Here is a 12,414-nt window from a genome sequence, read left to right as displayed (position 1 = left end):
GCCGCGCATGCCGGTGGTGACCTTCACCGGTGTTGACGGATGTGGAACGTGCCCTCGTCGAGTGCGTCGAGCGAGGCGAGCCCCTGGACCTCGCGGGTGAGCGGACCGTCCGGGCCTCGGTCATCCGGCAGATCCTGATCGGCACGCTCGCGCCGGAGCCGGATCCGCACGGGATCGACCTCACCGGTGCGCGCATCGAGGGCCGGCTGGACCTGATGAACGTGCGGAGCACGGTCGCCATCCGGCTGACGGCTTGTCTGCTGGCCGAAGGCATCGATGCTCGGTACGCCGATCTGGGGCCGATGCGGCTGGCCGACTGCCGGATCGAAAGCGAATCCGATTTCGCACTCAACGGGAGGCAGCTGAGCACCCCGAACCTGGTTCTGCGAGGCGCGACGATCGTGTCGGATGGGGCAGCCGCGTGTTACTTGCGGGAGGCGCGCATCGACGGTGCTGTCGTCTTGGCCAAGGCGACGGTGACGAGCAGGTCGAGTCTGGCCTTCGACGGGCAGTCGATGGCGGTCTCCGGCACGGTCGACCTGCGGGAAGGCAAGTTCGAAGCGTCCAGCTCCCGTGCTGCGATCTCCCTTTACGGCGCGCACATCCGCGGCTCGCTCGAGGGATCGGGTGCCGTCATCCGCAACGATCTCGGCGCTGCCTTGGATCTGGAGCTGGCTGTCGTCGAACGGCCCGCGTTGCTGCGGTGGGGGTTCATTGCTGAAGGAGTCGGGCGGCGTGGAGCGATTTGCCTCCAGCGGGCTGACCTGTCCACGCTGGAATGCCCCGGCGCGACAGTGCGCAACACTGCCGGACCCGCCATCATGGCCCACGCCGCTCACGTGCGGGGGCAGGTCCTGATCAACAAAGAGTTCGTCGCGCACGGTGCGAAGGGTGCGACGGTCGACCTGTCCCGGGCTCGCGTCGACGGGCTGTTGAACTGCGAAGGCAGCAAGATCGTCGGCCGCGGCGGGGTGGCGCTGGATGTCTCCAACGCTTCGGTTTCCCAGTCGGTTCTGCTGCGGAAGGTGGTCATCGAGGGAGACCACGAGTTCGGCGCCGTCTCGCTGTTCGGTGCGACCATCGGCGAAGCAGTCGAGTGCGCCGGCGCGGAGCTGAAGAACTCCGGAGGGCCTGCGCTCTACGCGAACTACTTCGCGGTCGCCGGACACGTCCTTCTGATGGACGGCTTCACGGCCTCCGGGTCCGGCGCCAGGGGCGCGGTCTCCCTCGTCGGGGCCAAGATCGGCGGGTTGCTTTCGGTCGTCAGCGCGCGGTTGTGGAATCCTTCGGGGCCCGCATTGGTCGTCGCGCTCGCACAACTGGGGCGCACGTTGGAGATCTTCGGTCCGAGCGCCGAATGCACGGGATCGGGTCGGGGCGGTGCCGTGGACCTGACGAGCGTCCGGGTCGCCGGAAACGTGAGGATCCAGCATGTTCCGATCCGCAACCGGACTGGGTGCGGGCTGAGCCTGAACCAGGCCGTTGTGGGGGAGTCGGTCGAGATCGACGCCACGATCACCGGTGGCGGTGACCCCGTCGCCCTCGACCTGGAGCGGGCCTCGGTGGCCGGCACCTTACTGCTCAAGCCTGACCGCATCACCCACAAACAGTCGCCGAGCAAGCGCATGCAGGTCGACGGGCTCACGTTCGCCGGCCTGCCGCAGGGCGTGACGAGCGCCGAATGGCTGGCCTTGCTGAGCACCGGGACTCCGCACTACTCGGCCCAGGCCTACCAGCACTTGGCGGCGGCCGAAAAGACCGCGGGCAACGACGGCGGGGTGCGCAAGGCGTTGATGGCCCAGCGCCGCGACCAGCTCGCCAAGAACGCGCTGACCAGTACGTCCGAGCGTGCCTGGGTGAAGCTGACCGGAGCGGTGCTCGGCTACGGGTACCAGCCGTGGCGCGCCCTCGTCGCCCTCTTCGCGACGCTGCTGGTCGCGGTGGTCGCCGCAGCAGTCCTCGGTGGTCTCGGTGGCTTGGCGAAGGTGCGCAGCGTGCCGACAGCGCCGATCGAGCAGTGCGCCGTGATCGACCGGGTCGCGGTCGGCTTGGACGTCGGCACGCCGTTGACCACCTCCTCAGCCAGGGCGAGGTGTGAGCCGACCGAGAGCGCGATCGGCACGGCGTTGACGATCGCCGGCTGGGTGCTGAAGGTCTTCGCGTGGGCGTTCGCCACGCTGTTCATCGCCGGGTTCACCGGCGCGGTCCGCAAAACTACGTGAGAGCATTACCTCCCGCGTAATCGACGCCGAGCACCCCTCAAGGCAGCATTCCTTTCACCAGCAGCGAAAGGAACCCCGATGACCGCCTACGGACTCGCCCACCTGCGTCCCGCCGACACGCTCCACGAGGAAGTCTTCCGGTACCTGGAACGCATCCAGGCGACGCTCGACCCGTACGGCGGCAAGTTCGTCGTGCACGGCTCGCCCGTCGAGGTCATGGAAGGGGAGTGGCCCGGCACGCTCGTCGTCATCGAGTTCCCCAGCCTGGACGCCGCGCGCGAGTGGTACGACTCGGCCGCCTACCGGGAAATCCTGCGGATGCGGGCCGACCACATCCCGGGTGACCTGGTGCTCGTCGACGGCTGCGGGCCCGACCACGACTCCGCCGCGCTCGCCGCCGTGTTGCGCGCCGCCGCGTAGGCCGAAAAGCGGCTGACAGCGACCGCCCGCTTCCCCTAGGTTGCCGCGGGTGGAGGAGATCGTCACCCAGCTCGAGATGACCACCGTCGGGCAGTTCAACCCCGCGCCCGTCGTCGACGGCGTCAGCCTCGAGGCCACCGAGCCGGGGCCGGACATCCAAGACCTGCACGTGCGGATCGGGACGCCCTACGCCTGGCCGAGCGCCGCCCGCACGGACGACGCCTGGGAAACCTGGCTCGCCGAACCGGAACGCCGGTACCGGCTCGTCGAATACCGCGGCGAGGTCGCCGGCGCCGCGGACTTCGAGGCGCAGCCCGGCAACAGCGTCGAGATCACCACCTTCGGCCTGTTGCCCGAGTTCGTCGGGAAAGGACTCGGCGGGTACGCGCTCACCCTCGTCGTCGCCGACGCGTGGGCCGTGCCCGGGACCCGGCGCGTCTGGCTGCACACCTCGACGCTCGATCACCCGAACGCGCTGCCGAACTACCTCCGGCGCGGCTTCCGGGCCTTCAGTCGTCCAGCTTGACCGCGATCCCCACCGTGCGGTCGGCCGGGCCGCGCAGCTTCGAGAAGAACATCGTCACGCGCCCGACGATGCCGTACTTGCGTGCGATCGCCTTCCGCACGCGCTCGGTCTCGGCCAGGTCCAGCAGCCTCGCCTGGCCGCCGACCACCGCGCCGTGCGTTTTCTGCCCACGCAGGTCGCACGCCTGGACCTCGACGCGGCCGCTGTTGCGGATGCGCTTGACCTTGCCCGCCTTCCGCTCCGACCACAGCACGAGCTCGCCGCCATCGCCGGCCACCCAGATCGGGGTCGGCACCGCACGCCCGTCTCGGCGGAACGTGGTCAGGACGACGTAGCGCTCGGCCGCGAGCCGGTCCGTTTCGGATGCCATGGCCCCACGGTAGTCAGGGCGTCCGCCGCCGCAGCGTCGCCGCGCCGAGCACCAGCGCCAGCAGCGCGCAGCACGCCACCACCACGAGGTTGCGCAGGATCACCGCGTCCACCGTCGACGACGCCGTCACGCGGGTCAGCGCCTCGACCGCGTACGACAGCGGCATCACGTCCGACAGCCACCGCAGCAGCCAGCCCATGTCGTCACGCGGCACGAACAGCCCGCACAGCAGGATCTGCGGTAGCACGAACACCGGCATGAACTGGATGGCCTGGAACTCGGTGCGCGCGAACGCGCTGACGAACAGCCCGAGCGCCATGCCCAGCAGCGCGTCCAGCACCGCGATCACCAGCAGCATGCCGACCGAACCGGCGAGGTCGAGCCCGAGCCACCACAGCGACACCCCCGCCGCCAGCGCGACCTGCACGACGGCGATCGCGCCGAACGCCAGCGCGTAGCCGAAGAGCAGGTCGAGCCGGCCGATCGGGAGCGTCATCAGCCGTTCGAGGGTCGCCGTGGTGCGCTCCCGCAACGTCGTGATCGACGCGATCAGGAACATGATCAGGAACGGGAACACGCCGAGCAGCGCGGGCGCGATGTGGCTGAACACCAGCGTCGAGTTGAAGACGTACCGCAGCAGGATCATCAGCAGCGTCGGCACCAGGACCAGCATCACGACGGTGCGCGGGTCGTGCCGCAGCTGCGTCAGGATGCGCCGCGTGGTGGCGAGCGTCAGTGCCGGGTTCACGATGCGGTCCTCACCAGGTGCAGGAAGGCCCCTTCGAGGTCCGCGGCGCCGGTGCGCTCGCGCAGGGCCAAGGGCGCGTCGTCGGCCAGCAGGACGCCTTCGCGCATCAGCAGGAGGCGGTCGCAGCGCGCCGCCTCGTCCATGACGTGGCTGGAGACCAGCAGCGTCGCGCCCGCGTCGGCGAGCCGGCGGAACAACGCCCACAGCTCGTCGCGCAGCACCGGGTCGAGCCCGACGGTCGGCTCGTCGAGCACCAGCAGCTCCGGCTTCCCCAGCAGCGCGACGGCGAGGTTCGCCCGGTTGTGCTGCCCACCGGACAGCGAGCCGACGAGCTTGCCGGCGTGGTCGGCCAGGCCGACTTCGGCGATCACCCGGTCCACATCGGACGCCGGGGCGCGCAGCACCGCGGCGAAGTACCGCAGGGCCTCCCGGACGGTCAGGTCCGCGTAGATCGCCGGGTTCTGCGTGGCGTAGCCGATCCGCCGCCGCAGTGGCGGGCTGCCGGCCGGCAGCCCGAGCACGGTGACCGTGCCGCCTTCGACGATCTGCACGCCGACGACCGTGCGCAGCAACGTCGTCTTGCCGCAGCCACTCGGGCCGAGCAGCCCGGTGACGGCGCCGCGGGGCACCTCGAAGCTCACGTCGCGCACGACCACCCGGCCACCGCGCCGGACCCGCAGGCCGGTGACCGCCAGCGCAGAATTAGTCATGTGTTTAATTCTGCGCGCGATGAGAAGCGGCCGTCAAGGGGGCAGCCGGCGGAACCGGATCCCGCACGTCGGCAGAAGCGCGTCAACCTCTTGGTTTGCGACGATTTTCGGGTTGGGCTCCACCCATGCACCGGAGGGCAGGTCGATGGCCGTCACGCAGGCAGTACCGGTTCACCCGCAAGCGCGTTTCTTCGGCGCGGGGCCCTACCCCGCGCGGCGCACCGTGGTCGCGCTCGTCGCGATCCTGGCGGGCTTCGCGCTCACCGCGCTGTGGTCGGCGCCGTTCGTCGACTCGGTGATCGGCGACAGCGTCGCGAACGGAATCCTCGGCCACGACGCGAAAGCGACCCCGATCAGCGGGGTCCTCGCCGGGACGTTGTTCGCCTTCGTCTCCGGGCTCGCGGGCTCGTTCACCGCCTGCAACATCGCCGCCTTCGGCGCGGTCGCCCCGCTGGTCAGCGGCCAGGCGAACGAGAAGCGGCGCTTCGCCACCACGCTCAAGCCGCTCGGCTGGATCGCCGCCGGCATGCTCACCGTGTCGATCGGTTACGGCGTGGTCGTCGCGCTCGTCGGCACGCGGATGCCGCAGTTCTCCACCGCGACCGGCAGCGGCCTCACCCCGCGCAGCATCCAGTCCATGGTCGCCTTCGGCGTCGTCGGCATCGTGTTCCTGGTCATGGGCCTGATCGCGCTCGGCATCGTGCCCAACCCGTTCGCCGGGTTCGTCGCCCGCCACCCGGTCGCGCCGCTGGTCCTGATGGGCGCGCTCATCGGCGGCTTCCTCATCGGCCGGCCGTACCCGTTGTTCCGCGTCATGTTCCGCAGCGCCGCCGAGCAGCACAACGTCGTCTACGGTGCGGCCGCGTTCGCCCTGCAGTCGCTCGGCAACATCGTCGTCATGGCGGTGCTGTTCCTGCTCCTGACGCACGCCACCGGCGGGCGCGTCCAGCGTTGGCTGGCCGCGAAGCCCGCCCGCGTCGCCACGGTCACCGGGGCGGCACTGCTCGTCGGCGGCACGTTCACGGTGCTGTACTGGGACATCCGAGTGCTCGGCCGGCTCGGGATCATCTGGTTCCCGATGGTCAGCTGGTAGCCCGGCCGAGCCACCGGTAGTCCGGGGCGGGGTCGAGCCGGACGCCGTCCGCGACGGCGACCAGCTCGGTCTCCGGGCGCGCGCCCGACACCGTCAGCCACCGCCCGGACGGCAGCTTGACCGCGACCATCGCCGCCTCGCCGTTCTTCGCCGCCACGAAGAACCCTTGGCCGCCGCGCACGGTGATAGGCGCGGCGCCGTTCACGCCGGGCGAACCCGTGCTCGCCACGGCCCGGACCGGGCCCGCCGGGCCGGTCGCGGTCAGCTCGGTGCTCGCGTCGTCCGGGCGGGTGCCCTGCACCGCGGCCGAGCGTTCGGCCAGCCCGGCCGGGAGCGGGCCGAAACGCAGCTCGCCGTGGACGCCGACCGGTTCGGCGGTGACGTTCTCGGCGACCCGCTGGGCGACGGCGCGGGCGTCGGGCACGCCGTCGACCTGGGCGGTCAGCACGTGGCCGGCGTCGAAGAGCCAGGTGAGCAAGGCCGCCCCGCCGGTGTCGCCGGTGACCATCGCGACGCGGCCGTGCACCACAACCTGGTCCTTGACCGACGCGATCCGCAGCGCCGTCCGCGACCACTCGGGGTCGTCGGTGGAGTACGCCGAGAGCGTGATCGCGGCCGGCCCGGCGAACCACCGCCGGACCTGCGGTGTCGTGCCGGGGCCGCCTTCGCGGTACTGCTCGGTGAAGCCGTCCGGCAGCCAGTCCGGGCTGTAGCCGAGCACCGGGCGCCCGGCGGCGGGTTCCAGGTCGGTCGAGGTGACCACCTGGGTGCCGACGAAGACCCCGGCGACCAGCACGACCACCGCCGCGGCGACCAGCGCGAGCCGGCCCGCCGGGCGGCGTTCGCGCCTCGCGAGCGCTTCGCGGACCGCCCGGCCGTCGGGGGCGCGGGCGGCGAGGCGGTCGAGGCTCTCCCGGATCAGCGTCTCGGTCTCGTGCTCGCTGCGGGTCATCCGTGGTCTCCGGTGGTGAGGACGTCGGCACGCGGGACGGTCCGCAGCGTGGCGAGGGCGCGGGAGATCTGGCTGCGCACGGTGGAGACGCCGCAGCGCAGGACGGCGGCGATCTCCTCGTCGGAGTAGCTCTCGTAGTAGCGGAGCACGACCGCCGCGCGTTGCTTGCGGGGCAGGGTCTCCAGCAGGCCGAGCATGGCGTCCCGCTCGTCGTAGGCGGTGGCCGGGTCGGCTTCGGGCGGACCGAGCGCGTCGAGGACGTCGTGGCTGCTCGGCACCATCCGGCGGACCGCCCGCCGCCGCCACGACAGGTACTCGTTGGTGACCATCCGCCGCACGTAGGTCGGCGGCGCGGCGATCGTGGCCCACCGCTGCTGGGCGCGCAGCAGCACGTCCTGGACGATGTCCTGCGCCAGGTGCGGGTCGTTCGTCAGGACGGTGGCATAACGCAGCAGCCCGTCCAGCCGCTCCGCCACGAAGTCTTCGAAACCCACGCTCCATGGACGCGCGAGGGGCCCGGGCTGATGCATGCGGGCGTGATCTTTTTTTCGGGTGCCGGGCGGCTCAGCGCGGGATGACGTCCTCAAGGCGCACGAACGCGAAGCCCGTGCCCGGGTCGCGCTCGCCGTCGTGGACCACCAGGAGGCCGTGCGGGAACCGGCGGCCCAGGTAGGCGGTGCTGATCGCCGAGCCGTCCGAGTGCTCGACCGAGTCCGTGCCCCGGCCCGCGACGATCCGCAGGTCGCGCGTCCGCGGGCCGTAGACGACGAACCGCGAGTCGCCCTGGCTGGAGGCGAACAGCTTGCCGTGGGCGAGGGCCAGGCCTTCGGCGTCGGCCTCGAGCCACTTGCCGCCGAAGCCGGGGTCCGGACCATCGGCGACGCACTCCTCGGTGGCCGCGTCCCAGCGCGCGGGGACGCCGTAGGAGCGCACGCGGTCGAGCAGCTCGGGCCGCCCGAAGCCGCGGGTCGAGACCGGGATCCGCCAGATCCCGACGTCTTCCTGGGCGGTGTAGAGCACGCCGCCGTCGAGCACGGACCCTTCCAGCTGCGGGCCCTCGCCCGGCTCCTCGCACGGCGACCAGGTCGTGCCGTCCGGCAGCCGGAACGACGAAGGCAGGTCGATGGTGGCGAGCGGCGCGGTGCCGACCATGCCGCCGGGCCGGTCGACGAGCTGGAGCAGCGCGACGCGCGTCTCGTGGCGGCGGGTGACGGCCACCCACCGCGTCCCGGTCTTCGGATCCCGGCCGGCGGCGAGGCCGTAGGCGGTGCGCTGTTCGTCCACATCGGACTCCGGGAACACCCGGCCGGCGGCGGGGTCGGTGACGTCCCGCAGCACGGGCGTGTGGGCCGGGTCGATCCGGTAGACGCGGACCCGGTCCTGCCCACGATCGCTCACAACGGCCAGGTCACCGACGACGTCGACGTTGTTGAACCGGCCGCCGGGCCCGGCGGGGACGATCTGCAGGGTCCGCGCGTTCAGGTCGAACGCGGCGAGGCCGCCCTCCTTGAGCGTGCCGAGCACGATGCTGCGTCCGGGATCGCGGGGGTGCACCCAGATCGCGGGGTCGTCGGCGTCGGCGGGCTCGGCGAAGGTCTGGGTCTGGAGGACGGGGGAGGGATCCTTCGCGCTTGCGTGGGCGGGGGAGGCGGTCAACAGGACGAGGGCGGCTGCGGCCACGGGGAGGAGTCTGCGCACGCGGCGCAAACTAGACGAATCGGGTGTCCTTGGTGTGAACGGCGGGTGCCATCAGCGCCCTGATTTCAGGGAAGCGAGGACCTTCTCTGCCACTGCGTGGGCTACCTCGCACGGATCGGTTTTGCCGATCTTCTCCTTCGTCTGGAAGATCGTGATGTCCACGGTCGAGTGGTCGGTCGTCCCCAGCGCCACCGAACAGCGGCCGGTCGAACGGGCGTCGGAAGTCCCATAGGCGACCACGGGGTAGCCCTCGATCGCTGCCAACGGCTGGAAGAACTTGTACGCCTTTCCTTGGGCGCGGTACACGCTGGTCAGCCCGAGGTCGTCGACGGTCGTGAAGAGAACGTGCGCACTCGCGCGGGAGCCGTCGACCGTGTCCCAGTCGCATCCAGGACCGCCCGGGCCCGTGGGGTCTGGCTTGGGTGCCACCGGGTAGCCGAACAGTTCGGTCACCTGGTCCTGTGACAGTGCGGTGCACGGCGCGGACTTGAAGGCTTCGGTGTCGAGCGGAACCTCGACCTTCGGGACACCGGGGCCGGGGACTTGCCCGCCGTCGGCCGAGGGTGGGGTGGAAGCCGGTAGAGCCTTGCCGGAGACCGAGGGCGAACATGCGGTAAGCACCATGAGCCCGGCGCAGGTCAGGAGAAGAACTCGGCGCACTAGATGATGCCTTTCGCGGAGTCGCCGATCTCGGTGGCGTGAGTGTCTTCAGCAGTCGCGTACTTGCCCAGCGCGGCTGCGAACTTGTCGGCCATCGAGTCACAGTAGTCAGCCCGCTGTTGCAACGTGTCCGCGAGAGTCTGGCCGGAGGATCGAACCAGTTTCGCGTTCTGCTCACTGGCGTAGTCGAGACCAGGACCTTGCGTGCGGGCGATCGCTTCCGCGTTCTTGATGTCATTCCGAAACTCGTTCGCCAGGTCGCGCCACTCGCGGGCGAGGCTGTGCAGCGTCGCTTCGTCGTACTCGAAACCGGCACCACCGGCCTCGGCTGCACCGTCGTACGACCCGCTGTGCGGGACCAGCGGCCGCAGCGGAGCCCGACGGGTGTTCGGGTCGTACTCAGCCACGAACGACCCCCGACGGAACTTCCACGCCAGCCCTCCCCGGCTAACCGTACGAAGTCGCCATCTTACAACGAGTGAAGTGGGTCGAGGTAGTACTGCGCCACCGGCGCCAGCAACGCGACGATCTCCTCGTCGTCCGCATCCGCCAGCGGCGGCAGCTTGATCACGTACCGCAGCAGCGCGACGCCCATCATCTGCGCCGCGATGCCCGTCACCCGGATCTTCGGCACCTCCAGGGCTCGGGCCACCTCCGCCAGCACCGTGCGCTCGATGAACTGGCGCATCATCAGCGCCACCTGCTCGTTCGTCGCCGCCGCGCGCAGCATGGCGATGAACGGTGTTCGGCCCTCCGGGGCCGCCCAGACCGCGAGGAACGCCCGCACCAGCCGTTCGCCCAGGCCCGGCCGTGGGCCCGCGAGGATCGCCGGGACCAGTGACGCCGGGTTCACCGGCAGGTTCATCGCCGCCGCGAAGAGCTGTTGCTTGCTGCCGAAGAAGTGGTGCAGCAGGGCCGCGTTCACGCCCGCGTCGGCGGCGATCCCGCGGACCGTCGCGCCGTCGTACCCCAGCTCGGCGAACCGGTGCCGCGCCGCGTCGAGGATCTTCTCGCGCGTCTCGGTCTGCCCCGGCCGCCGTCCCGCCCGTGCCATCGGTCGAGCTTAGAACGCCCTTGACTACGCTGGCGGGCATGTCTGTCGCGGTGCGGGTGATCCCCTGTCTCGACGTCGACGCGGGCCGGGTCGTGAAGGGTGTCAACTTCGCCGGCCTGCGCGACGCCGGCGACCCGGTCGAGCTGGCCCGGCGTTACGACGCCGAAGGGGCCGACGAGCTGACGTTCCTCGACGTCACGGCGTCTTCCGGCGACCGTGAGACCACCTACGACGTCGTCCGCCGCACCGCCGAGCAGGTGTTCATCCCGCTCACCGTCGGCGGCGGCGTCCGCAGCAACGAAGACGTCAACCGGCTGCTGCGCACCGGCGCGGACAAGGTCAGCATCAACACCGCCGCCATCGCCCGCCCCGAGTTCCTCCACGAGGCGTCGCGCCGGTTCGGGTCGCAGTGCATCGTGCTGTCGGTCGACGCGCGCCGCGTGCCCGAAGGCGGCGAGCCGACCGCGTCCGGCTTCGAGGTCACCACCCACGGCGGCCGCCGCGGCACGGGCATCGACGCCGTCGAGTGGGCCGCCCGCGGCGAGGAGCTCGGCGTCGGCGAGATCCTGCTCAACTCGATGGACGCCGACGGCACCAAGAACGGCTTCGACCTCGAGCTCATCGAGCTCGTCCGCAAGGCCGTGCGGGTCCCGGTGATCGCCAGCGGCGGCGCGGGCGCGGTGGAGCACTTCCTGCCCGCGGTGCGGACCGGCGCGGACGCGGTGCTCGCGGCCAGCGTGTTCCACTTCGGACAGCTGAAGATCGGCGACGTCAAGGACGCGCTGCGCGAAGGCGGGGTCGAGATCCGATGAAGTCCTGGGCCGCACCGGTCGAGGTGAAGGTCACCGCCGGCCTGCTGGTCGGGCTGCCGGTGGCGTGGGCGCTGCTCGACCTGATCCCGGTGCTCAGCGCCGGGTCCGGGCTGGAGATCTACCGGATGCCCGCGCTCGCGCTCATCCTCGGCGGCGTCGTGACCACCGGGCTCGTCCTCAAGCTGGGCAGCGCCCGCATCGGCGGCCTGGTCGTCGCGGTGGTGTTCGCGCTGCTGCACGCGTTCCTGCTGCTCGCCGCCGCGCTGTGGTGGAACAAGCTGTTCTCCGGCCTGTCCTTCGCCGGGTACGGCTACGCCTTCGTCCTGCTCAACTCGATGCCGCTCAAGCGGCACATCCTGGGAGCCCGAGCATGAGCCTCGACCCGGCCGTCGCGGCGCGCCTCAAGCGCAACGCCGACGGCCTGATCGCCGCCGTCGTCGTCGAACACGCCACATCGGACGTGCTGATGATGGCCTGGATGAATGACGACGCGCTCGCCGCGACGCTGTCCACCCGCCGCGGCACGTACTGGTCGCGCAGCCGGGCGAAGCTGTGGGTCAAGGGCGAGACGTCCGGCCACTACCAGCACGTCCGCGAGGTGCGGATCGACTGCGACGGCGATACGGTCCTGCTGCGCGTCGACCAGACCGGCCCCGCCTGTCACACCGGCACGCACACCTGTTTCGACACCGAGGAGCGCCTGCTCCTGGCCGACGAGAAAGAGCACGCGTGAGGATCGTCGCCGACGTCCTGGTCGGGCTGGTCGCCCTGATCCACGTCTACATCGTCGTCCTGGAGATGTTCCTGTGGACGACGCCGCGGGCCCGCGCGGCCTTCGGCACCACCGAGGAGTTCGCCAAGGAGAGCGCGCCGCTGGCCGCCAACCAGGGGCTGTACAACGGTTTCCTGGCGCTGGCGCTCGTCTGGGGTCTCATCGCGAGCGACCCGACGGGCTTCCAGCTCAAGCTCTACGGCGTCGTCTGCGTGATCGTCGCGGGCCTCTACGGCGCGGCGACGGCGAACAAGCGCATCCTCTTCGTGCAGGTTCTGCCGGGCACGCTGGCGCTCATCGCGCTGCTGCTCGCGCGCTGAGCAGGCCGTTTTGTGATCTCGCGGCGGTACCCTCCTGGTCCTGGGGAAGGGGACAGC

General features: G+C 70.9%; 17 protein-coding genes. 8 read left to right on the top strand and 9 right to left on the bottom strand.

What is annotated here, in order from left to right:
• Nucleotides 1–29 precede the first annotated feature (29 nt).
• The 3 genes from M8542_RS35775 to M8542_RS35765 all read left to right on the top strand — a co-directional run bounded on the left by M8542_RS35775 (nucleotide 30) and on the right by M8542_RS35765 (nucleotide 3,168).
• A complete protein-coding gene (locus M8542_RS35775) occupies nucleotides 30–2,222 on the top strand; it encodes a hypothetical protein (protein ID WP_257924752.1) in 2,193 nt (730 codons plus the stop codon).
• A 78-nt stretch (nucleotides 2,223–2,300) separates the two neighbouring features.
• A complete protein-coding gene (locus M8542_RS35770; RefSeq protein ID WP_257924751.1) occupies nucleotides 2,301–2,642 on the top strand; it encodes a DUF1330 domain-containing protein in 342 nt (113 codons plus the stop codon).
• Between the two features lie 49 nt (nucleotides 2,643–2,691).
• Nucleotides 2,692–3,168, top strand: coding sequence for a GNAT family N-acetyltransferase (locus M8542_RS35765; protein WP_257924750.1), 477 nt, complete (start codon nucleotides 2,692–2,694; stop codon nucleotides 3,166–3,168).
• On the opposite strand, the gene M8542_RS35760 is transcribed toward M8542_RS35765, so the two are convergent.
• From M8542_RS35760 to M8542_RS35750, 3 genes are read right to left on the bottom strand one after another with little or no spacing between them, the layout of a single operon-like run.
• Nucleotides 3,152–3,538, bottom strand: coding sequence for a PPOX class F420-dependent oxidoreductase (locus M8542_RS35760; protein WP_257924749.1), 387 nt, complete (start codon nucleotides 3,536–3,538; stop codon nucleotides 3,152–3,154). The genes M8542_RS35765 and M8542_RS35760 overlap by 17 nt on opposite strands.
• A gap of 13 nt (nucleotides 3,539–3,551) precedes the next feature.
• Entirely contained in the window at nucleotides 3,552–4,286 is a 735-nt protein-coding gene (locus M8542_RS35755) for an ABC transporter permease (protein WP_257924748.1), read from the bottom strand.
• On the bottom strand, nucleotides 4,283–4,996 hold the full coding sequence (locus M8542_RS35750) for an ABC transporter ATP-binding protein (RefSeq protein ID WP_257924747.1): 714 nt from the start codon (nucleotides 4,994–4,996) through the stop codon (nucleotides 4,283–4,285). The genes M8542_RS35755 and M8542_RS35750 overlap by 4 nt, the downstream gene beginning before the upstream one ends.
• Before the next feature lie 145 nt (nucleotides 4,997–5,141).
• On the opposite strand from M8542_RS35750, the gene M8542_RS35745 reads away from it, so the two are divergent.
• Nucleotides 5,142–6,089: a hypothetical protein gene (locus M8542_RS35745; RefSeq protein WP_257924746.1), complete on the top strand. Its 948-nt coding sequence runs from the start codon at nucleotides 5,142–5,144 to the stop codon at nucleotides 6,087–6,089.
• On the opposite strand, the gene M8542_RS35740 is transcribed toward M8542_RS35745, so the two are convergent.
• From M8542_RS35740 to M8542_RS35715, 6 genes are all read right to left on the bottom strand, one after another.
• Nucleotides 6,079–7,041: a hypothetical protein gene (locus tag M8542_RS35740; protein ID WP_257924745.1), complete on the bottom strand. Its 963-nt coding sequence runs from the start codon at nucleotides 7,039–7,041 to the stop codon at nucleotides 6,079–6,081. The two genes, M8542_RS35745 and M8542_RS35740, sit on opposite strands and share 11 nt — an antisense overlap.
• Nucleotides 7,038–7,535 (bottom strand): RNA polymerase sigma factor, encoded by a 498-nt coding sequence (locus M8542_RS35735; RefSeq protein ID WP_257924744.1) that lies wholly within the window; start codon nucleotides 7,533–7,535, stop codon nucleotides 7,038–7,040. Before M8542_RS35735 ends, M8542_RS35740 begins: the two co-directional genes overlap by 4 nt.
• Before the next feature lie 70 nt (nucleotides 7,536–7,605).
• Entirely contained in the window at nucleotides 7,606–8,721 is a 1,116-nt protein-coding gene (locus M8542_RS35730; RefSeq protein WP_257924743.1) for a phytase, read from the bottom strand.
• Between the two features lie 69 nt (nucleotides 8,722–8,790).
• Nucleotides 8,791–9,363 (bottom strand): DUF3558 domain-containing protein, encoded by a 573-nt coding sequence (locus tag M8542_RS35725; protein WP_257924742.1) that lies wholly within the window; start codon nucleotides 9,361–9,363, stop codon nucleotides 8,791–8,793.
• Nucleotides 9,364–9,398: 35 nt separating this feature from the next.
• Nucleotides 9,399–9,806 carry a hypothetical protein gene (locus M8542_RS35720; protein ID WP_257924741.1) on the bottom strand — a complete coding sequence of 136 codons (408 nt, stop codon included), beginning with the start codon at nucleotides 9,804–9,806 and terminating at the stop codon, nucleotides 9,399–9,401.
• 62 nt (nucleotides 9,807–9,868) lie between these two features.
• Nucleotides 9,869–10,453 carry a TetR/AcrR family transcriptional regulator gene (locus tag M8542_RS35715; protein ID WP_257924740.1) on the bottom strand — a complete coding sequence of 195 codons (585 nt, stop codon included), beginning with the start codon at nucleotides 10,451–10,453 and terminating at the stop codon, nucleotides 9,869–9,871.
• A 38-nt stretch (nucleotides 10,454–10,491) separates the two neighbouring features.
• Between M8542_RS35715 and hisF the strand changes: the two genes are divergently transcribed.
• The 4 genes from hisF to M8542_RS35695 are packed head-to-tail and all read left to right on the top strand — an operon-like array spanning nucleotide 10,492 to nucleotide 12,357.
• Nucleotides 10,492–11,265 carry an imidazole glycerol phosphate synthase subunit HisF gene (gene hisF / locus M8542_RS35710; RefSeq protein ID WP_257924739.1) on the top strand — a complete coding sequence of 258 codons (774 nt, stop codon included), beginning with the start codon at nucleotides 10,492–10,494 and terminating at the stop codon, nucleotides 11,263–11,265.
• Nucleotides 11,262–11,639, top strand: coding sequence for a hypothetical protein (locus M8542_RS35705; protein WP_257924738.1), 378 nt, complete (start codon nucleotides 11,262–11,264; stop codon nucleotides 11,637–11,639). Before hisF ends, M8542_RS35705 begins: the two co-directional genes overlap by 4 nt.
• Nucleotides 11,636–11,998 (top strand): phosphoribosyl-AMP cyclohydrolase, encoded by a 363-nt coding sequence (gene hisI, locus M8542_RS35700; protein ID WP_257924737.1) that lies wholly within the window; start codon nucleotides 11,636–11,638, stop codon nucleotides 11,996–11,998. Before M8542_RS35705 ends, hisI begins: the two co-directional genes overlap by 4 nt.
• Nucleotides 11,995–12,357 carry a DUF1304 domain-containing protein gene (locus tag M8542_RS35695; protein WP_257924736.1) on the top strand — a complete coding sequence of 121 codons (363 nt, stop codon included), beginning with the start codon at nucleotides 11,995–11,997 and terminating at the stop codon, nucleotides 12,355–12,357. Before hisI ends, M8542_RS35695 begins: the two co-directional genes overlap by 4 nt.
• Nucleotides 12,358–12,414: the final 57 nt, after the last annotated feature.

The organism is Amycolatopsis iheyensis (genome assembly GCF_024703995.1).
GTDB lineage: Bacteria > Actinomycetota > Actinomycetes > Mycobacteriales > Pseudonocardiaceae > Amycolatopsis > Amycolatopsis iheyensis.
This window is presented reverse-complemented; position numbering and strand designations above follow the sequence as displayed.

Excerpts from the sequence above, each read along its gene's own strand:
- M8542_RS35770 (WP_257924751.1), top strand. The coding sequence starts at position 2,301 with ATGACCGCCTACGGACTCGCCCACCTGCGTCCCGCCGACACGCTCCAC.
- M8542_RS35760 (WP_257924749.1), bottom strand. The coding sequence starts at position 3,538 with ATGGCATCCGAAACGGACCGGCTCGCGGCCGAGCGCTACGTCGTCCTG.
- M8542_RS35750 (WP_257924747.1), bottom strand. The coding sequence starts at position 4,996 with ATGACTAATTCTGCGCTGGCGGTCACCGGCCTGCGGGTCCGGCGCGGT.
- M8542_RS35745 (WP_257924746.1), top strand. The coding sequence starts at position 5,142 with ATGGCCGTCACGCAGGCAGTACCGGTTCACCCGCAAGCGCGTTTCTTC.
- M8542_RS35740 (WP_257924745.1), bottom strand. The coding sequence starts at position 7,041 with ATGACCCGCAGCGAGCACGAGACCGAGACGCTGATCCGGGAGAGCCTC.
- M8542_RS35725 (WP_257924742.1), bottom strand. The coding sequence starts at position 9,363 with ATGGTGCTTACCGCATGTTCGCCCTCGGTCTCCGGCAAGGCTCTACCG.
- M8542_RS35715 (WP_257924740.1), bottom strand. The coding sequence starts at position 10,453 with ATGGCACGGGCGGGACGGCGGCCGGGGCAGACCGAGACGCGCGAGAAG.
- hisF (WP_257924739.1), top strand. The coding sequence starts at position 10,492 with ATGTCTGTCGCGGTGCGGGTGATCCCCTGTCTCGACGTCGACGCGGGC.
- M8542_RS35705 (WP_257924738.1), top strand. The coding sequence starts at position 11,262 with ATGAAGTCCTGGGCCGCACCGGTCGAGGTGAAGGTCACCGCCGGCCTG.
- hisI (WP_257924737.1), top strand. The coding sequence starts at position 11,636 with ATGAGCCTCGACCCGGCCGTCGCGGCGCGCCTCAAGCGCAACGCCGAC.